Consider the following 20614-nt stretch of genomic DNA (forward strand, 5'->3'; position numbering starts at 1 on the left):
TTATAAAAAAATCAACAAACTAAAAACAAACTAAACAACTTATGAAGACAATTTACCGATACATTGTTTTATCAGGAATGATGCTGAGTTCAGCACATTTGTTAGCTCAAAGCCCAGCCAAATTCATTGACAAAGCTAACATGAATACCAAGGTTAAACCTGGTGATGATTTTGCTGAGTATGCCAATGGTACTTGGGTTAAGAATAACCCAATCCCTGCTAAAGAAACTAGGTGGGGAAGCTTTAATGAGCTAAGGGATTTTAATATCAATGCTGTTAAATCCATACTAGAGGACCTAAAGTCAAATCAAAAGAGCTTTCCACTGGGCAGTATAGAAAGACGAGTAGCTGACTTTTATACGGCGGCCATGGACAGCCTGATTATAGAAAAATTAGGCTATACACCCATTAAAGCGGATTTAGATAAGGTAAGTGCCATTTCAACAAAAAAAGAAGTGCTAGATGCCCTTGCTCAATTTAGAGTTTCAGGTATTGGTTCTCCATTATTTGGTTTTGGAATAGGACAAGATCGAAAAAATGTGGAAAAAATGGTACCTCAACTGGCCCAAGGTGGGACTACCCTTCCAGATCGTGATTTTTACCTGAAATCTGATGTTCGTAGTGCTAAAGTTAAAGAGGTGTATAAAAACTACATCAAAACTTTATTTGAATTAGTAGGGAATCCGTCTGAACAAGCTAAAGCAAACGCTGAGATAGTTTTTGGTTTAGAGAAGCAATTGGCCAACGCACAAATGTCAAGAGTGGAAATGCGTGACCCATATAAAACCTATAACAAGTTTGCTTGGAATGAATTTCAGCAAAAGACAAATGAAATCGATTGGACAGATTTATTTGCTCAAATGAATGTTCCTAAACAAGACTCTATTCTAGTTTCGGCTCCAAAGTTTTTTGAAGAGGTCAACCGACTAGTTAAAGAAACTCCCATTAATCAATGGAAAGTTTATTTACAATGGTCTATTTTAAAAGGTTCTGCCCCCAATTTGAGTAGTCCTTTCGTAAAAGCAAGTTTTAGTTTCAGTCAATTATTGACTGGCCAAAAGGTACAAACACCCCGTTGGCAGCGTATGTCAAGCCTTACGGATGGCACCGTTGGTGAATTACTCGGACAATTGTATGTTAAAAAATATTTCAAGCCTGAAGCTAAAGAGCGTATGAAGGTTTTGATTGAGAATCTAAGAAAGGCATTTGAAATCCGAATTCAAAAGTTGGATTGGATGAGTGATGTAACTAAACAGAAAGCATTGGATAAATTACATGCTTTCACCCCTAAAATTGGTTATCCTGACAAATGGAAAAATTATGAAGGTTTAGAAATTTCTGGAGATCAGTATTTTCAAAATCTTAGAAATGCCAGCGCTTGGGGCTTTAAAGAAAATGTTAGTCAAGTTGGAAAAAAAGTTGATCGTAGCCGTTGGGGCATGACCCCTCCTACTGTAAATGCGTATTATAGTCCGGTGATGAATGAGATTGTTTTCCCAGCAGGTATATTACAATTCCCATTCTTTGACCCGAATGCAGACGACGCAGTAAATTATGGAGGTATTGGTGCGGTTATAGGCCATGAAATGTCGCACGGTTTTGATGATTCAGGAAGTAAATATGATAAAGACGGAACTTTACGAAATTGGTGGACAGACGAGGATTTGAATAAGTTCAAAGCAAAAACGGCTCTTTTAGGCGCTCAATTTGATGCCTATACCATTTTAGATACCATACATGTCAATGGCAAATTGACCATGGGTGAAAATATTGGTGATTTAGGTGGGCTAAATATGGCTTATGAAGCCTTCAAAATGACGGAGCAAGGACAATCGAAGAAGAAAATTGATGGATTTACACCAGATCAGCGATTCTTTTTATCCTGGGCGCAAGTTTGGCGTGGAACTACCCTACCCGAAACAGCTGCACAACTGATTATAACTGATCCACACTCTCCCAACCAATACAGAACAATTGGTGCACCAGTGAATATGGATGCTTGGTATAATGCATTTAACATTAAACCTGGAGATAAATTGTATAAAAAACCAGAAGATCGAATCAAGATCTGGTAATTCGACTGATTTATAAATTAAAATCCAAACGCCTCCGAATAATCGGGGGCGTTTTTTTATACCTACAGGGAAAAGGCTCGGCCTTTTAAATAAATATATTCTGAATCTTTGGTATAAATTAAATCCTAGAAACATCTTCAAATAACTTCTTATCAAATCATTTAAATTAATTTAACCAATAGGTTATTAAAACCTTAAAGGGTGTAATTATTATCATCAAAATTACAGAAACATCTATTGACCTATTTAATATCAAAAAAAATCACTTCATTAAAAGATTATACTACCTTAGGAGAGGTATAAAAAAAGGGCTTGTCGATGACAAGCCCTTTTATGTAGAAATCACATGAATTACTTACCAATACCAGGGTTGGTTTGAGTTTCAATCAATGGAATTCCATAAATATAACGTGGATCCGTTGGAGGGATGATCGCTCCAGCACCGAATGAATTTATTGAGTCACCTCTACGCAAAACATCATTAGTACGGAAACCTTCTGCAAGGAATTCGATACGACGTTCTGTCAAGATTGCCCTTACCACATTAGCTTTAGAATCTAATCCAGTGAATACATAAGTAGGATCAGAACGCTTGTGTACAGCATTCAAGATATCAATCGCACGATTGATGTTTCCACCTTCTGCTTCAGCTTCCGCAAGGTTCAATAATACCTCAGCATAACGGATGTTTGGCACAAAATCGATGAATGGAGACACGCCACTAAACTTAGTTGACGAAGGAAACTTCGCAATGGTAGTAGTAGGCACTGTCAACTTAGTCTTACGATCATCCGTAGCAGTAAATTGAGGATTACTATAGATACCTGTTGGACCTTGATTTAAATAATACTCCACGTTTCCTGCATTAAAATAGAAGCCCAATTGGTTTTGGGTACCCGGAGGGTTTGTCGCATCCATTGGGAATGAGAAAATCGACTCAGTAGTAGTGTATGGTGCTTTGAACACAGCAGATACGTCTGCTTGCAAAGTATGCGCTACACGAGTATTAGATCTATATGGAGCTGTTGGTGAAACAATTTTATTTGCTTCAGTAATTACACCTGCATAATCTCCTTTAGCTAACAAAACACGAGTTTTCAAAGCAATAGCCGTGTTTTTATGTGCACGAGTTGTGTTCAATAAAGCCGATGCATAGCTATCAGGTAGCTCCGTCTCAGCCTCATTCAAATCTTTCAAGATTTGGTCATATACTTGAGCAACAGTACTTCTAGCTAAATTATTATCCGCAGAGGAAGTCTGTCCTTTCAGACGCAAAGGCAAGCCCGAAGAAGCACCCTTATCTAAGATATAAGGCTTCGCGAAGAATTGTACCAAAGAGAAGTAAGTCAAAGCACGAATGAACTTCGCTTCACCACGGTAATTAGCCGCCAGTGTAGAAGATACTGCATTTGGATTCGCCGCAAGACCTTCCAAAAACAAATTAGCACGGTTGATAGTCAAGTAACCTTGAATCCAAAAACCAGCTAAATAAGTATCTGATGGATCTTGGTTACCTTGATACGTGGAATAACCTGTTACGGAGTTAGTCGTACGGTTAACAAATTCTTCCGCACGAATATCATTATAGATCAAGTAACGACCACCGAATAAGCTACCACTTTTAGCTGATCCATATAAACCATTTACTTGAGAAAGCACGCGAGCTGGGGAATTAAAGACTGTCGCATCAGACAAGTCTAATTCAGGAACTGCACTAAGAAAATCCTTACTGCAAGAGGAAACTGTCAAAGCCAAAGCGATGGTCAGATATCCAATTTTATTTGTGAATAATTTCATTTTATCTATCCTTTAAAATTATAAACCGATGTTAATACCAAATGTGAACGCTCTAGCTTGAGGGATTGAGTTTCTTTCAATACCAGAAGCTAGGTTAGAATCTCCATTGGATGAGATTTCTGGGTCAACACCTTTGTATGGTGTTAATAGGAATAAGTTCGTAGCCTGAGCGTATAGACGTAAGCTAGTAATTCCTAAACGACTTAAATCAGCTGGGATTTTATAACCTAAAGTAGCTGTTTGTAAACGTAAGAAATCTCCTTTTTGGATGTTAGCATCAATCAAGAATGAAGATCCATTCGATACGTTATCTCCGTAAACAGCGCGTGGAATCTCAGTAATATCTCCTTCTTTTTTCCAAGATTTCAACACATCAACTGAGTTATTCCATACACGTTGGTCACGTAGACCCGCTTGAGAACCATTGTAAATGTAGTTTCCTCCTGAGAATGTAAAGTTCAAAGCTAAGTCGAAACCTCCATACTTAAAGGTATTATTAAAACCACCATAGAAAGTAGGAAGTGTATTTCCTAAGATTTGTTGCTCAGAGGATGGAGAAGTTGTAGCCTTACCATCTAAGGTAGTCCAAGCCAATGCACCTCCTAAATGCTGGTATTGTACCTTAGTTCCATCTCTCTTAATATAAATACGGCGACCATTTGCTGGATTAACACCATCCGTTTTAACACCATAAATTTGAGCTGCTGAGTAACCTACTTTGGTAATAGAAGTAGCCTCTAGACCGGAAGTATTCGTCAAAATAGGTGTGTTAGCATCTACCAATGATGTTACCATGTTTTCGTTGGTAGCAAAATTTATGTTGGTATTCCAGCTGAATTTACCTGTATTGATAGGCGTTGCCGTTAGAGCAAATTCAAAACCTTTATTATACATCGAACCAACGTTAGCTAAGATCGAGTTACCTGGAATACCTTTAGAAGGTGCTTGAGGCACGTTCAAGATCAAATTGTTGATATCCTTATAATAGTAGTTCGCTTCTAATGTAATACGATCGTTTAAGAAACTAACATCCAAACCTACGTTGGTTTGAGCTGATGTCTCCCATTTCAAATCCTTATTACCTGCTTGGTTAAATGATAAGGTTGGAATAGATCCGTATAAACCTGATCCAAAGGTAGAATAAGAACCATAGGCATTCGGAACATTACCGTTACCTACTTTACCATAACTTGCCTTTAAACGGAAAGAAGAAATAGTGTTTCCTAAGTCCATATTTTTGAAGAACTCTTCCTCAGAAACAGTCCAACCTAAAGACACACCACCAAAATCTCCCCAACGGTTCTCAGCAGATAAAGCTGAGTTTCCATCACGACGAAGGTTACCGCTTAAGAAATACTTTCCTTTGAAGTTATAACTCACGTTAGCGAAGTATGCCTCATAAGATACTTGAGAAATTCCATTACCTGCTGCCAAGTTAGTACCAAAGTTTCCTTGGAAATCAGTAAAGAAGAAATCAGCTAATGTTTGACGTTGCGCACCCCAGTTTAGGACACGGGTTTTTTGAACGTCTGAACCTACAATGGCTGAGATATTATGCTTTTCTGCTAAAGTAACGTTGTATTGTAAAGTATTGATCCAGTTCCAGTTGTCTGAACGAGCCGTGTTGTTGTAGGCATCTCCCGAAGTAGACCAACCATCACCATTGTATGGGTTAAAGAAACGGATATTCTCTGTATTTCTACGATCCCAAGAATAGTTTGTCTTAGCCGTTAAACCTTCTAACAAACGAATCTCTGCACCTAAATTGGCGATTAAACGCGTATTTTCAGATGAAATTTTATCTAAATCACGAACCACAGCTGCATTAGGAAACTGGGCAGGTAATAAATTGTTTAAACGACCAACCGTATTGTTTTCTAAGTTATATGAACCATCTGGTAAATAAGCTGGTAAGTTAGGCACTTGAGCCACAGCAATACGACCCAAACCCGATGTATTGAAGGCTCCTCCAGCATTTGAACCTGACATTGGTGCCTTGTTATACGTATTCGAGTAGTTGAAATTAGTAGTTAACTTCAACCATTTTGTTGCTTGGTGATCCATATTGAAACGACCAGAACGACGTTGGAAACTGTTGCTTCTCAAGAATCCTTCTTGATCTGAGTATCCACCAGAGAAATAATAAGTAGTCTTATCATTTCCTCCAGTAATAGTCATATTGTGATTTTGAGAAAAACCTCTTTGATATACTTCCTTATACCAATCTGTATCAATCAAACTGCCGTCTGGATTGTAATTTGGTAAAAATGATTTATTTTCTGAGTTACGTTGAGTGGAAGTAACTGCATTTGGATTCAATAATAACGCATTGGCGATAGCCATGTTCTTATGATCCATATATTGCTGAGCGTTTAAAACGTCAGGTAAACGAACAGCTTCACTTACACCTGCCCAAGAATCAATTGATACTTTTGCTTTTCCTGATTTACCACGCTTAGTCGTAATCAATAAAACTCCAGCACCAGCACGTGAACCATATATAGCTGCAGATGCCGCATCTTTTAACACGTCAATGGACTCAATATCAGATGGGTTAATATCCGCCAATGGGTTATTCGTAGTGGAGTTAGCCGAAACGTTGTCAGTACTGATAGGTATACCGTCAATAACAACTAATGGGAATGAGCTTAGAGACAATGAGCTAAGACCACGTACACGAATTACAGGAGGGTTATTTAATAAACCGTTAGGCTGTGTGATATTCACACCAGCAGCCTGTCCCGTTAATCCTTGTGAAAAACTTTGAACGGGTCTTTCTGCGATGGTAGCTGCTTTAATGGTAGAAGCAGAACCAGTAAACTCAGTTCTTTTCTTGGTACCATAACCCACTACAACAACCTCGCTTAATTGCTTGGTGTCAGAAGCTAAGGCAACATCAACAACTGAACGATTTCCGATGGCGATAGTTTGGCTAGTGTAACCAACAAAACTAAAAACGAGAGAAGCTCCGTCTGCCACTTGAATGCTGTAGGAACCATCGGCAGCGGTGGTGGTTCCACGAGTGGAGCCTTTCGCACTCACACTTACTCCGGGTAATCCACTCCCATCATCTGATGAGGTTACCTTCCCCGTAACTTGTTTGTTTTGAGCCATTAGTGAACTGAATACAGTCATCACTAATACCCCAACGAGTAGTAGTTTTTTCATTTTTTTTAGTTTGATAAATGAGTAATAAGTTAAAGACTTTCCGCTCAAAAGCATAAAAATCCGCTCATAAATTAGTTAAACACGTTTATAAAGAAAAATGTTTTAGGAATTTTATAACAAAAAAAAGAGGGCTTTTTTCAAAGCCCTCTTTTTTTATTGAAAAAATCTAAATTATACTAGAATTTATCCCAATACAATTTAGTTGTAACTACGTCACCACCAATGGCAGAAGCAGCAGCTGTATAATTAGTTCCGTTCAATGTTTGCTCATTAGCAGCATAAGTTAAACGAGTTGGGAAACCAGACTTAGCACCAACTGGAGCAGAAATCTTAGGTTGGTCTAAACGACGCAATTCAACCCATCCATCATATGGTCTATTATACAAAGCAATCCACTTTTGAGTACCGATTTTTTGTTTCCAATCACCAGCAGCAGTAGCATAAGCTACAGAAGGCTGAGCTAAATAAGCATCAGCATCAGCAGCAGAACCACCCCAATAGATGATCGAAGCACGAATCGCATTGTTGTAGTGTGATTCTGCAGTACCAGCTACATTAAATCCTCTTTCTTTTGCTTCAGCACGTAAGAATTCAGTTTCAACATAATCAGCCAATACACATGGAGCAGAAGCATCAATGATTTTGGTACCAGCACGAGAGAAATCTACGTAAGTATTACCTTTTCCCACAATTCCACCAGCATAAACACCAGCATTGTTTGGAGTAAAGTAAGCACTTGTACGTGGATCATTCCATCCTAATAATTTATCCATCAAATCTTTACCAGCGATATAGTCTGAACGACCTCCCAAAACGATATCCACATATAATGGGTTTTGGTTAGGAGAAGCAGCCATGTAGGTAAATAAACCATTGTCAGCTGCTGCTGAGATAGCACCTGCATCAGAAGCTTCCACCGCAGATTTAGCCAAATTAGCATCTACATCTGCTTGAATCATACCAATCTTCATACGAAGGGTATTAGCAAACTTCAACCATTTTGAAACTGAACCTTTGTAAATCAAGTCCTCAGCCGATGCAAAACCAGCAGCCGATGTATTGATTTTAGAGATGTCTGCATTCAAACGATTGATTAAATCCGTAGAAATGGTTTTAGCATCATCGTATTTTGGAAATAAAATAGCAGCATTTAAAGACTCAGAGTAAGGAATATTACCAAAAGTATTAACCAAAATACTGTAGGTATAAACCTCCATGATATCAATAATCGCTAATTTATTCGCTTTCTCACCTGGAGTTAAAGCAGCGTCTGCACTGATCAATTTTGCTGACTCACGTAAATCCGCGATAACGTCACGGTACATGGTAGTCCACCATCCTTGAGGAATGTTACGTGTTGCAAAATCATATTGAGCCTCATCTTGATATGTTGACATAGCCCAATGACTCACGGTAAAACGGAATACGTTAGTATTCACACTAGGAGAAGCTAAAGAACCAGAGATGGTCTTAACTGCGTTCGAGAACAAGGTAGGTGCAGGTACTGCAGCTGGCCTTTTAGTCTCAATATTTAATTGAGAAATATCTTCTGTACAAGCCGATGCAAGGAGCAAAAGTGGTACAAAAACTAAAAATATTTTTTTCATCTTTATCAAATTTTAGGATAATTAGAATAATAATTTGATGTTAAATCCAATCGAACGAGTAGTTGGATAAGCACCCGATTGATTTCCTTGGATGTTACCAGCAGAAAGGTTTTCCTCTGGATCAGCATAAGGAACATATTTCTGGATAATCCACAAGTTTCTTCCGAAAATAGAAAGATCAACTCCTTTAACACCTCCTAATTTACGTACAACTGAACCTGGTAAAGAGTAAACAATGTTTGCTTCTCTTAACTTGATGTAACTAGCATCGTAAACGAAAGCTGCAGCTGGGTTATAAGCATAACCATATGTACCATAATCATTTTCCACACGAATTGTATTAGCAGAACCATCCGCTAAAACTCCTGGCATGATTACACCACCACCTTCAGCAACTGGAGAACGAGAAGGATTACCTTTATCATTATTACCAACTGACTCAGGATAAACACCCGTAGCTTGACCATAGTATTGATCTAAAGAGAATACACTACCACCACGCTTCATATCAATCAAGAAGTTCAATGTCACATTCTTATACTTGAATGAGTTGTTGATACCACCAATCCAATCAGGATTTACGTTTCCGATATTGTTTGTTGTAGTAGAAGTCAAGTCATAACGACCATTAGCTTTAACCAATTTCTGACCATTTAAGGTCTTCCAAGTTCTGCCTTGTAAGATACCATATGGTTGACCTACTGAAGCATTTAGGCTAACACCACCTTGGAAAGTAGCTAACTGTAAGTTCTTGCTATCATTGTACAAGCTCAATACTAAACTTGTATTCTTAGTCCAGTTTACGTTAACATTCCATGAGAAATCAGCTGTTTTGATTGGGCTAGCATATAAGCTAACTTCAAAACCTTTGTTCTCAATATTACCAGCGTTCACAAAAGTACTTGAGAAACCTGTTGCAGAAGAAACAGATGCAGGTAAGATCTGATCTAATGTATTCGTGTGGTAATACGTTAAGTCAAAACCTAAACGGTTCTGTAAGAAAGCCATCTCTAAACCGATCTCCTTACTTTGAGTTTGCTCAGGCTTTAAGAATGGGTTGTTCTGAGTCGATGGAGCAGAGAACAAAATGGTTGAACCAAATGGATCTGGTTTGTCATATACGTTCTTGATTGATCCCCAAGGAGCATCATTACCTACTGTTGCATAGTTCATTCTCAATTTACCTGAAGTCAACCAAGGAAGATCTTCAATGTGGTGAGAGAATAACCAGCTAGCTGAACCAGCATAGTATAAGTAAGCATTGTTTGCCACTGGCAAAGTAGACGACTTATCCTGACGGATAGTACCATCTAAGGTTAAGAAATCCTTGTATGTCAAAGTTAAACCTCCAAAGATACCAAATACCTCACGTGGTTGATAACTTTCTCCCGGAGCAGAAACAGTACCTCTTGAATTGGCAATTGAATATAATCCTGGTACAATTAAACCGCCATTGGTTCCAGCAGAAATCGAACGTATATAAGATTTACGTAAGTTCAAACCAGCTAATGCTTTTAGGTTTAAATCTTTTACGATTTCTTTGTCAAAATTTGCCATTAAATCGTAGTTAAGCTCTTGGAAGGTACGATCAAAACGGGTATATCCTGGAACGCCTTGGCTACCAACCGCAATACGCTCTTCTTGGAACTCATTATAAGTATCCACAGTCACACGACCCATGAAATTCAAGAAATCAGCTGCTTTGTAGTTAACCATCGCATTTCCAAAAAGACGAGAACGTGTATCGTTCTGGTAGTTTTGGTAACGAGTCCAATAGTAGTTATCTGTATAGATTGGCTTCAAACCTGCCGCTGATGATGGATCAGACCAGTTCCAAGTTACGTTTTGTTGATTTCTGAAATAAGCTTCTTTTTGCTCTAAGATATCAACGTTAGTTTGATACCACTGACGGAAGTTTTGGTTAACGTTCAAACCACTATAACCAGAACCATAACGCCCTTTACCTTCAATCACTGAGAAGTTAGCTGCAGCAGATGCTGTAACTTTTTTAGAGATATTATAAGAACCAGCTAAATTCATGATGTTCTTAGTTACGTTAGAGTTAGGTAAAGTACCACGCTCATCGTTGCGTGTATAACCTAATTTGAAAGTACCTTGATCCGTAGCTCCATCTAATTGAACGTTAACGTTATTAGAAATAGCCGTCTCATAAAATTTAGATGGCGTATTAGTAGCTGCTACATATGGTCTAGCTTTCAAGTAGTTTGGACCAGCTGGATCAAAAGCGTCCCACTGATAAACCATTAAAGATGGATTGAACTTAGTACCATAAGAAGCATCTTCTGCTGTATTGATAACTAAATCTTTTACTCCATCACCATTGGCGTCAAAATATAAGAAACCATCTTTTTGATATGGATCAGAATAACCAGCACCATATTGGTTTTGGTAAGTGGCAAAGGTAGATTTATCAATTGTTCCTACTGTTAAACCAGCATTAATTGTCAAACCTAATCCTTTTTTCGCTTTTTTAGAAGTAATCATGATGACACCATTGGAAGCACGAGAACCATAAAGAGCTGTTGCAGCTGCACCTTTCAATACCGTCATAGACTCGATATCATCTGGGTTAATATCTGCTGCCGCATTACCATAGTCATAACCACCACGACCCGTTTGTTGGTTACCCGTGTTTTTGTTAGTGTTATCTACTGGTACACCATCTACTACAAATAAAGCCTGGTTGTTACCAGTTAAGGACTTATTTCCACGAATAACGACGTTGGTAGAACCACCAATCGCATTTCCCTGAATAATTTGAAGTCCTGCTACTCTACCTGATAAAGCAGAAAATGCATTACCTGTTCTAACACGAGTCAATTCATCTCCTTTAACCTGCTGTGCAGCATAAGGTAATGAGTTTTTCGTACGTGTTAAACCTAAGGCCGTTACAACTACCTCGCTTAATTCAGCTGCATCAGCCACTAACACCACATTGATCGTGCTTTGACTTCCTACAGAAATTGTTTGAGCTTTGTAACCAACAAAGGAGAACTGAAGAGCCGCTCCATTGTCAACACTGATTTTGTAAGAACCATCAGCTGTGGTAGTTACACCACGCGAGGTACCTTTAAGGCTAACACTAACGCCTGGAAGCGCAGCGCCATCCTCGGAAGCAGTTACTTTACCGGTAACCACCCTTGATTGGGCTAGTAACGAACTGCACGCAGTCGTTACTAGTGCCATCACTAGTAAGAGTTTTTTCATGTTGATTAGTTTATTTAATGAAAAAATAATTTGAAAACGTTGGCAAATTATAAATTTTCCAATAGATACCAAAGAAAATTATGTATAAAGACAAGTCTACAAGCGAAAAAACGCCTGTAAGAGCTATATGGCAAAATTTGTTTTTGAATTTTTCCGAGTTAACTAGAATCTACTCAATTTATTATTAAAAAATTGCAAATTTTCCATTAAATAAATTGATTGAGGACAAGCACCCCGATTAGCCCAACAATGGACACGATACTTTCCATGAGAGACCATGAACGAATGGTTTCTTTAACAGATAAGTTAAAATATTCCTTAAATAACCAAAACCCAGTATCATTGACATGGGAAAACATCAGGCTTCCTGCTCCAATACTCAAAACCATTAAGTTAGGGTTAACTAAACCTGTAGATACTATCGGATAAATCATTCCAGCTGCGGTTAATCCTGCAATGGTGGCAGAACCCACACATACACGTATGATGGCTGCCATCAACCATCCTAAGACTAAAGGCGGAAATGGTAATGTTTGTAGGTAGCTCGCAATCTCCTTACTTACCCCTGAAACTAATAATACTTCTTTCAATGATCCGGCACCAGCAATAATTAACAGAATCATTGCCACATCCTTTACCGCATCCGTATATATGAGCATAACTTCTTCCATTTTTTTACCCATACGTAAACCTAAGGTATAAGTGGCTACACAAATAGCAATCAGCATCACCATGGAAGGATCTGCAATCAAATGAATCAATGGAGTTAAAGAAGAATTTTTATCGATTTTTAAATCTGCCAAAGTGGTTAATACCAAAAGGAATACAGGAAATAAGGCGGTAATGAAGCTAGAAGTTCTACTTGGCAAATTTGATTCAGGGATTGGTTCCCCTTGAAATGCTTTTAGCGAACGAATGGGTAAATGAGTTAAGGTTTTGGAAAATATAGGGCCTGCAAAAACAATAGCCGGAATGGATACAATGATTCCATAAAACAGGGTGGTCCCCATGTTTGCTCCAAACTGAGCAACTAAAGCTGCTGGAGATGGATGTGGAGGAAGAAAACCATGTGCCACTGATAAGGAGGCCATCATTGGAATTCCGGTAACCAAAGGGTGTAATTTAAATTGATGAACCAAAGAAAAAATAAGTGGAATCATCAAAACAAAACCAACATTATAAAAAAGAGGTATTCCTATGATAAATCCCGTCAGCATGAGTCCCCATGCCATATTTTTCTGGCCAAATGCCTGAATCAAGCTACTTGATATTTGCTGTGCTGCTCCACTGCTCGCCACCAACTTCCCTAACATGGCACCTAAAACAATGATGGTGACCAATGAGCCAAGCGTGTCGCCAATTCCTTTTTGAACGGATTTTGCCAAATCACCCAAAGGTAAACCCAGTAAATACCCTGTCGTTAAACTGATGATTAAAAAGGCAATAAAAGCATTAACCTTTTGATATGTAATTAAAAAAACTAAAAGACAAATACATAAAACGACAATAGCAATAGTCATGAGGTCATTTGATAGAGTGAATTAAATGAAGCATCAAAGTTTATTAGCAAAAGCTTATTTTTTCTTTAAAATACTCCATTTAATTCCAAATATATAGAATGCTTTGAACATTTCAGCATCCTAAGTTAGAATGCCAGCAAATCAACGCTATTTACACCTATAATCTCTATTAAAAATCACCATAAGTATCTTCAAGATACTTTTGCATCACTAAAATATCTTCTTTAGATGTTAAATCAGGGACATTTTCAGCCAATGGAATCGCGAAAAATCCTTTACCCGTTCCTTCTCCAAATAATGCTACCGAGGTCGGTAATTCTTTTTCATTTCTCACAGGATGGAAAGGCGTTTTGGCCAAATATGGCAGAAAGGTAGCTGCTTCGAAAACAAAAATATTCATACTTACTCCCAAACGACCTTGTTGAGCCATTAACTCATCAGCCTGTTGGGCAGTAGGTTTCTCAATAATCTCTAATAAGTATCCTTCTGCATCAGTACGAATTAAAGCAAAGGCCGAAATTCTTTCTGCTGGATATAAAAGGCTATCTCGATGATACGAAATCAAAGCTTGCGCATGATCAGTTGACCAAAGTGTTTTTAAGGCATTAACCGAGTATAAGTTATCTGAATTGCATACGATCACCCTGCCCTGCTGCCAATCCGCATGTTGCATCAAGGCTTGATACACTGCATCAGCTGTTCCTGCTGGTTTTTCTCGATCGGCAGGTATTTGCTGACGAGCAAACACGATTTTCAAACCCCAGCAAGCATCCCGCGACATCAAATCTTCACAATAAGCTTGAGTTACTTGATCGGTGGGGTGCAACAACAGCATAACCTCTTCTATACCAGCTAAATGAGCATTGTATAATTGATAATCGATTAATGTCTTCCCATTTTTACCCACTTGAATCATTCCTTTGGTAACAGAATTTGCTTGGGCTACCAAGCTAGGATCCAAATCACTTCCTTCGGAAAGCGCCTTTTTCATACGAGAAGCCATGCCTCCAGCTAAAATCAATAATCTTTTTTTCATTTCCTGAATTAATAAAACAAACTTTCTTTTTCCACTTTAGTACCTTCGTCTACACGAATAATGTAGGCCTTTCCTCCCTCCTTTTCAATGGCTTCTACCACTTTCTCTGGATGTTTGGGTGCATACGCAAACATACAGCCTCCTCCCCCAGAACCATTGATTTTTGCTCCTAAGGCACCGGCATCTAGCGATGCTTGAATCATTCGATCGATTTTAGTAGTCGATATTTTTTTATGTTCACGTAAGTTTACCTGATGTCGATTCAACAAGTCGCCTAATTTTTCATCGCTCCACTCTGACTTTCCCTCGAACATAGCCTTAGCTTCCAATAAAATATCTCGATCTGAGATATTGGCTTGAAGTAAAACCCATTCTGCTTCCGTCAAAATGGCTTGATATGCTAAACAGTCCTCCAACTGAGCTTTTTCCAAATCAAAGTCAGGATTCACCTGCTGAATTTTTTCCAAGCCACTCAACATGCCAAACTTCACATGGGCTAATATTTTTAGTGTATCCTTGGCTTCAAGAGAATCTCCTAACACGAAAGTGCCTAAATCGCGGGAATAGGTTTCAATAGCTATCTTGGGTCTACTTTCTAAAAATATCACATTCCCTACGGCTGTAGAATACTGGTCCATCATTCCTCCTGGCTCTGTAAATTCCAACACTTCTGCTTCATAGGTAATTTCACCAATTTCCTTCTGTGTGGCAGGAATTTGATACATTTCACAAAGAAACTTAACCCATGATACGATCAGTGCAGATGAACTTGAGGTCCCTGAATTAATTGGAATATTGCCCCGAACTTCTATTTCTAAACCTTTTGCTAGTGAATGTCCTTTACGATGAAGAACATTGCAAACACTTTTGAAATAATCTCTTTCTTTGGTGTAAACTAATGGAAATTCTAATTCAAATTCTTCAACAGCTTGGATGTCTGGAAGGGAAAATCGAACGGTTTTGTCGGCCCGAAATTGGCCTTTCATTTGTATGCGTTTCGAAATTGCGGCTGCAATGACAGGTAATCCTAAATAATCTTGATGTTCGCCAAACAAGCAAATCCGACCGGGAGTAGAAACAATCATGCTAAAATTTAATGTATAACAAAAGTACAAATTAGATTTAAAAAAATACCTTACCTTTGAAACACTTAAATACTATCGATGATTACGAAGCGCATCCCATCCGTCGATTATTTCCGAGGCTTTATCCTCTTTCTTCTTGCTGCGGAAAGCACAGATTTGTATCATAATCTGGACAATCTATTTCCTGACAATTTTATCATCACCCAATTTTTCCATGTCAAATGGCAGGGTTTACACTTTTGGGACTTAATCCAACCTGGATTTATGATGATAGCTGGGGCAGCCCTGTACTTTTCTACCTATAAAAGGTTAGACAGTGGGGATACCTATTTAACTCTATGGCCAAAAGTTCTAAAACGTTCTTTACTTTTATTTTTATTTGGAACAGGATTACATTGCCTTGGAAAAGAGAGACTCGTTTTTGAATTGTGGAATGTGCTAACACAGCTATCTGTCACCACCATCATAGCATTTTTCTTACTACGTTTTTCAATTCCTTTACAAATAGCTGCTTCATTGCTGTTATTATTGCTTTCACACAGCTTATACGTATTTAGTGATATTCCCGGTTACAATGAGCCCTATACCCCTGATAAAAACTTTGGTTCTTATATGGATATGCTCTTCATGGGGAAATTAAGTGGTGGGCATTGGATTGCCATCAATTGCATTCCTACGGCTGCACATACCATTTGGGGGGCATTAATTGGACGAATCATCCACCGAAGTTCATCACATCAAATAGTAATTAGAACCCTATTTGGATTGGGCTTATTAGGAATCTTAGTGGGTTATGGACTTGATTTTGCTGGAATCCCCATTATCAAAAGAACAGCTACCCTTTCCTTTACGCTAGCATCTGGGGGATGGATATCCTTAATGATGGCAGCCTTTTATGTAAATTGGGAGAGAAGTCAGGCCATCATTCCCGCGCCAAACTACATACTTTCTTTTGGCAAAAATTCTATTTTTATTTATTTGTTTTTTGAATCCGTCGGACCACAATGGCTAAATAAAGCCTCCTTTGTATTTGTGGGTGGTTTTTTAGAGAAAATTCATATTACTGAAAATATTGCTGAACTAATTAACTCCTTGGTGGTACTTGGAATCATTGGTTTTATTGCCGTTTGGCTAGATAAGCATAAAATCTACATTTCATTGTAGGCAAGAACAACGTTGTCAAGGTTTTAAACCTTGACAACGTTGTTTAAACCCCTCCCGAAAAAGCAAAAAAATCCTGATTTATCACTCAAATAAATTGATAATCTATCTATTTATCCAATTTGTTCATATAATCAAATTTATATGCCCAGGTTTGAGCGATATTGAAGGCTTTCGTTTTAGCTTCCTCTGCCTTGGGTCCTTCAAATAAGGAATCTATCGTTTTGGTAAATAATTCTATCCAATGCTCGAAATGGGCTTTGGTAAGTGGGACAATTTGATTCACTAACAAATGGGGTTGCATGGGTGCCCCTTTGTAGGCATGGCCATCCAACAAAAGCATCTCCCAAAAATCATACATTTTGGGCAAATGATGATCCCAATCCACATGCATCACATCAAGAAAAATATGCCCTACCAAATCATCTGAGGTCATACTTTTATAAAAAGCATTGACAAAAACTTGAATATCTTCTTTCGATGTGATGTCGCTTTTCATTAATGGGTTTTTATTTTTTGTGTCAGCCAAGTAGCTACTTTTTGTCCTTGTTTCGCACCTTCATCTAAGGCTGGTAAAAAGTGAATGCCTCCGTATAATCGACTGATGGATGCTTCGTCAGCGGCTTGAATGAAAGAAGTAAATTTTCTAGGTGGTAAGCCATAAGGAATCTCAGTTGAATCATTAAAGGCTACATTTTCCCCAAACAACTTGGTTAAAACAACCGCCGCCGAACGCGAAATGGTGCTATGACCAGAGGTGTATTCAGGAAATGGAGGTGTCTGCAAAACAGGCATCCATGTTTTATCTATACTAGCATTGATAATCGTTTCAGGTCGAATACGAATGGATCGATATTTTTCGTCCCAACAAGAAATAAAACCATCAAAAATAGCAATGGAAGTTAAGGCGAAAGCCTCTGCTGTTTCTATATAATTCTTTTTCAACTGCCTAGAAACCTGACCCGTTATTCCCAACCAGTGGCCTCCGGGTGACATCTTTTTGGTAGCAAACATGGCATGGCCGGTGATATTCATTTTGAAAGGATTACAATCCCAAAAATTAGCAATGTCTCTTTGTTCATTCGTTAAATTCTTCACTGTTTCATAAGATTGCATCACCTCTTTGTAATAAGGGCTACCCTTAGTCATATCAAATTTACTAGGTTCAGGAGCCCTAAATTGAGAAGATGAATCCAAAACTGCCGGTCTAATTTTGGTCCAAAAAGGCTCTACGGCATCAATGTAGGCTGGAGGTGTTGGCGTCCAAGTCCCAGGTAAATTTGTCACGGTAAATCTGAACCCCCTCGTTTGTTTGTAATTATCTTTTGCCGCGTATTTCATGATGGATTCGGCTACAGAATCACCAAAAGCAATGGAACGCGCATACACATCTTCTGGAATACCTATTTTCTTATAATCAGCTTCTAATTTCTTATCAAATTCTTCATAAAGTTCTTGGGCAAAGGTCAACTTCTTTCCTACTGCCAAATAAGCTCGAACAGAGGCCACTGGAAAACAGTATTCCTCTCCAGCTTTCGGTTGCGCTACTTTTTCAAATCCATTCAGTTGACCAACTAAAGATTTATACCCTTTATTCCCATGTAAAGCAGCCTCATATCCTGCAATGCTGGCATACATGTAAATTCTTGAAGAAACCGGCGGTGCAAAAATATCATGAATGATACTTTCTGTCAGCATTACCTCAGAGCGAATCAAAAACTCAGGATTAGCAGCTTCCTCTTGATAATTAGGGTTATCTGATTTGCAGGCAGCAAAGCATATTGCAACAAACAAAATAAAATATCTCTTCATTGGGTTTGATTTTTGGAATAACAAATATACCAATACTTCTATTTAGAATGGAAACATTGACAAAAATCAGCTAATCGCTGACTCTGCGGCTAAGCGACCCGATGCAAATGCCGCTTGCAAAGATGGGTATTGTGTGTAATCTCCCGAAAGTACGATTCCCTTTTCAAGGGCTTTCTGCTTAATCAAATTCCAAAAACCTTGTTTAGGCAAAGATTCCGGAATTGAGTATGCTTTTAAAAATTTCCAATTTAATTTTTCCTGCCCAAGAAAGCGAGCCATTTCTTTTCTAATCTCTTCCTCGCTTAGCTCTGTTTTTAGGGTAGTAACAGAAATCAATTCTTTTCCTGCTGGTGCATAGCTTGGGTTCACCTTACTGAGACAAGCAAAATGCAATATGTTTGATTCCTCAGCCTTAGGTATTAGATGTAATAATTTCCCCTCATTAGGAAATTCGTCGGCAGAAAAATAGCATGTTTTACTTTGAAGAATAGCCCCCTTATCTACTGGAATATCTAAAAGGTGGCTAGCAGCCGTAGGATTAGCAGCCAAAATAACCTTTGCACATTCCAAAGTTTCACCATTTTTCAAAACGACCTTTCCTTCTTCTATACTTTCCACCTCGGTATTCAATCGAACCGAACTGGCAGGCAAAGATTGTAGCAATTGATTGGAAATAGCGCCCATACCACCTTTTGGAAGCGCTGCCCTCCCTTCTAAAAATTGTTTCAAATAGAAAACAAATAATGAAGCAGGCTGAGTTAATGATTCATCCAAGAAAATACCATAGAAAAAAGGCTTCAAAAATCCGTCTTGGAAAGTCGGCGAAAAACGTAAGGAATCAATGTATTCTTGGGTTGTCAACGGATTGTTAGACATAGGCTTCGCATCCAATTGAATTTTCAGCCAAAGTTGAGCCAACTTAACCAAATCACTCAAGCTAATGATTCCATCACCTAAGGCTCTGAATAAAGAAAAGGTTTGTTGCCATGGACTAAAAAAGCTCAGCCAAGATTTATCTTTCCATAAATAAGCCCCAGAATCAAAATAAGATAAATCCAAATCGGCCAATCGTAAACTTTGCTGCACCTCCGAGTAAGAAGTTTGTAAAACTTGAAAGCCATGATCCAAAGTAAATCCTTGAAAATGCTCACTTTGTACCCTACCCCCTACATGAGCTTGTTTTTCAAGCAAGACAAACGGAATTCCACCTTCATGCAACACATTAGCTGCTTGTAAGCCTGCAATACCAGCTCCGATTATAACGATTGGTTTCATGATAAATTTATATTTAAACAAACTCTTGGAACTTACAAAAGTTTAAAGTCTTTTTTATTACTTTGCATATTAAATGATTCCCTGGAATGAATTACAAAATTAAGGAGGAAAACGGTTATCACTATATCGACGAGGGTAAAGGGGAAACATTATTGATGTTACATGGGCTTTTTGGAGCTTTAAGTAACTGGGAAGGTGTGATATCTCATTTTAAATCCAATTACAGGATCATAATTCCATTAATGCCCATACATGACATGCCTATAAAAGAGGCAGGTTGTGAGGGTTTAACTGTTTTTATAGAAGAATTTGTTGAGTTCAAACAGTTAGAAAAATTTAGCCTAATTGGCAATTCTTTGGGAGGACACGTTGCCTTAATTTATACCCTAAGACACCCAGAGAAAGTTCAAAGATTGATTCTAACTGGTTCGTCTGGATTATTTGAAAATTCCATGGGGGGATCTTATCCCAAACGTGGAAATTACGAATACATCAAAGAAAGGGTCGAATATACATTTTATGACCCTAAAACAGCTAGCAAAGAGTTGGTTGATGAGGTTTTTGAAATCACCAATAGTATACCTAAAGTAATGCGCATCATTGCCATTGCTAAGTCTGCGCAAAGGAATAATATGGCTAAAGATATTGTCCGTATTAAAACCCCTACCCTATTAATTTGGGGATTGAATGATACGATTACGCCTCCTCATGTAGGTCATGAATTCAATCAATTAATTCAAGGTTCAGAACTTCAATTCATTGATAAATGTTGTCATGCCCCTATGATGGAAAGACCTGATGAATTCAATGCCATTTTAGATAAATGGTTGCAAAAAACGAAAGTTTAACC

At 38.3% G+C, this 20614-nt stretch carries 13 protein-coding genes; 3 read left to right on the forward strand and 10 right to left on the reverse strand.

Annotated elements, in window-relative coordinates; all coding sequences use genetic code 11:
* Positions 1–41: 41 nt before the first annotated feature.
* On the forward strand, positions 42–2075 hold the full coding sequence (locus SKC36_RS07070; RefSeq protein WP_459465385.1) for a M13 family metallopeptidase: 2034 nt from the start codon (positions 42–44) through the stop codon (positions 2073–2075).
* 351 nt (positions 2076–2426) lie between these two features.
* Here SKC36_RS07070 and SKC36_RS07075 read toward each other — a convergent pair whose 3' ends face one another.
* The 7 genes from SKC36_RS07075 to SKC36_RS07105 all read right to left on the reverse strand — a co-directional run bounded on the left by SKC36_RS07075 (position 2427) and on the right by SKC36_RS07105 (position 15516).
* On the reverse strand, positions 2427–3872 hold the full coding sequence (locus SKC36_RS07075; protein ID WP_459465387.1) for a RagB/SusD family nutrient uptake outer membrane protein: 1446 nt from the start codon (positions 3870–3872) through the stop codon (positions 2427–2429).
* A gap of 18 nt (positions 3873–3890) precedes the next feature.
* Complete coding sequence (locus tag SKC36_RS07080) at positions 3891–7040, reverse strand: SusC/RagA family TonB-linked outer membrane protein (RefSeq protein WP_459465389.1); 3150 nt, start codon at positions 7038–7040, stop codon at positions 3891–3893.
* A 176-nt stretch (positions 7041–7216) separates the two neighbouring features.
* Positions 7217–8647: a SusD/RagB family nutrient-binding outer membrane lipoprotein gene (locus SKC36_RS07085; protein WP_459453522.1), complete on the reverse strand. Its 1431-nt coding sequence runs from the start codon at positions 8645–8647 to the stop codon at positions 7217–7219.
* Between the two features lie 21 nt (positions 8648–8668).
* Positions 8669–11875, reverse strand: coding sequence for a SusC/RagA family TonB-linked outer membrane protein (locus tag SKC36_RS07090; RefSeq protein ID WP_459465391.1), 3207 nt, complete (start codon positions 11873–11875; stop codon positions 8669–8671).
* 206 nt (positions 11876–12081) lie between these two features.
* The gene (locus SKC36_RS07095; RefSeq protein WP_459465393.1) at positions 12082–13395 is read right to left on the reverse strand and encodes a gluconate:H+ symporter; all 1314 of its coding nucleotides are present in this window, start codon (positions 13393–13395) and stop codon (positions 12082–12084) included.
* A gap of 169 nt (positions 13396–13564) precedes the next feature.
* Positions 13565–14431 carry a sugar phosphate nucleotidyltransferase gene (locus tag SKC36_RS07100; protein WP_459465395.1) on the reverse strand — a complete coding sequence of 289 codons (867 nt, stop codon included), beginning with the start codon at positions 14429–14431 and terminating at the stop codon, positions 13565–13567.
* A gap of 8 nt (positions 14432–14439) precedes the next feature.
* Positions 14440–15516 (reverse strand): GHMP family kinase ATP-binding protein, encoded by a 1077-nt coding sequence (locus SKC36_RS07105; protein ID WP_459453518.1) that lies wholly within the window; start codon positions 15514–15516, stop codon positions 14440–14442.
* 78 nt (positions 15517–15594) lie between these two features.
* On the opposite strand from SKC36_RS07105, the gene SKC36_RS07110 reads away from it, so the two are divergent.
* Positions 15595–16680, forward strand: coding sequence for a DUF5009 domain-containing protein (locus SKC36_RS07110; protein WP_459465397.1), 1086 nt, complete (start codon positions 15595–15597; stop codon positions 16678–16680).
* Positions 16681–16786: 106 nt separating this feature from the next.
* Here the strand turns inward: SKC36_RS07110 and SKC36_RS07115 are convergent, their stop codons facing one another.
* The 3 genes from SKC36_RS07115 to SKC36_RS07125 all read right to left on the reverse strand — a co-directional run bounded on the left by SKC36_RS07115 (position 16787) and on the right by SKC36_RS07125 (position 19764).
* A complete protein-coding gene (locus tag SKC36_RS07115) occupies positions 16787–17176 on the reverse strand; it encodes a group III truncated hemoglobin (protein WP_459465399.1) in 390 nt (129 codons plus the stop codon).
* Positions 17176–18489 carry a vanadium-dependent haloperoxidase gene (locus tag SKC36_RS07120; RefSeq protein WP_459453514.1) on the reverse strand — a complete coding sequence of 438 codons (1314 nt, stop codon included), beginning with the start codon at positions 18487–18489 and terminating at the stop codon, positions 17176–17178. Before SKC36_RS07120 ends, SKC36_RS07115 begins: the two co-directional genes overlap by 1 nt.
* Before the next feature lie 66 nt (positions 18490–18555).
* Positions 18556–19764, reverse strand: a complete 1209-nt coding sequence (locus SKC36_RS07125) for an NAD(P)/FAD-dependent oxidoreductase (protein ID WP_459465401.1) — start codon at positions 19762–19764, stop codon at positions 18556–18558.
* Positions 19765–19850: 86 nt separating this feature from the next.
* On the opposite strand from SKC36_RS07125, the gene SKC36_RS07130 reads away from it, so the two are divergent.
* Positions 19851–20612 (forward strand): alpha/beta fold hydrolase, encoded by a 762-nt coding sequence (locus SKC36_RS07130; RefSeq protein WP_459453511.1) that lies wholly within the window; start codon positions 19851–19853, stop codon positions 20610–20612.
* Positions 20613–20614 lie beyond the last annotated feature (2 nt).

Source organism: Aquirufa sp. OSTEICH-129A (assembly GCF_054558355.1).

Coding starts and splice junctions, on each gene's coding strand:
- SKC36_RS07070 (WP_459465385.1), top strand. CDS start 42: ATGAAGACAATTTACCGATACATTGTTTTATCAGGAATGATGCTGAGT.
- SKC36_RS07075 (WP_459465387.1), bottom strand. CDS start 3,872: ATGAAATTATTCACAAATAAAATTGGATATCTGACCATCGCTTTGGCT.
- SKC36_RS07080 (WP_459465389.1), bottom strand. CDS start 7,040: ATGAAAAAACTACTACTCGTTGGGGTATTAGTGATGACTGTATTCAGT.
- SKC36_RS07085 (WP_459453522.1), bottom strand. CDS start 8,647: ATGAAAAAAATATTTTTAGTTTTTGTACCACTTTTGCTCCTTGCATCG.
- SKC36_RS07090 (WP_459465391.1), bottom strand. CDS start 11,875: ATGAAAAAACTCTTACTAGTGATGGCACTAGTAACGACTGCGTGCAGT.
- SKC36_RS07095 (WP_459465393.1), bottom strand. CDS start 13,395: ATGACTATTGCTATTGTCGTTTTATGTATTTGTCTTTTAGTTTTTTTA.
- SKC36_RS07100 (WP_459465395.1), bottom strand. CDS start 14,431: ATGAAAAAAAGATTATTGATTTTAGCTGGAGGCATGGCTTCTCGTATG.
- SKC36_RS07105 (WP_459453518.1), bottom strand. CDS start 15,516: ATGATTGTTTCTACTCCCGGTCGGATTTGCTTGTTTGGCGAACATCAA.
- SKC36_RS07110 (WP_459465397.1), top strand. CDS start 15,595: ATGATTACGAAGCGCATCCCATCCGTCGATTATTTCCGAGGCTTTATC.
- SKC36_RS07115 (WP_459465399.1), bottom strand. CDS start 17,176: ATGAAAAGCGACATCACATCGAAAGAAGATATTCAAGTTTTTGTCAAT.
- SKC36_RS07120 (WP_459453514.1), bottom strand. CDS start 18,489: ATGAAGAGATATTTTATTTTGTTTGTTGCAATATGCTTTGCTGCCTGC.
- SKC36_RS07125 (WP_459465401.1), bottom strand. CDS start 19,764: ATGAAACCAATCGTTATAATCGGAGCTGGTATTGCAGGCTTACAAGCA.
- SKC36_RS07130 (WP_459453511.1), top strand. CDS start 19,851: ATGAATTACAAAATTAAGGAGGAAAACGGTTATCACTATATCGACGAG.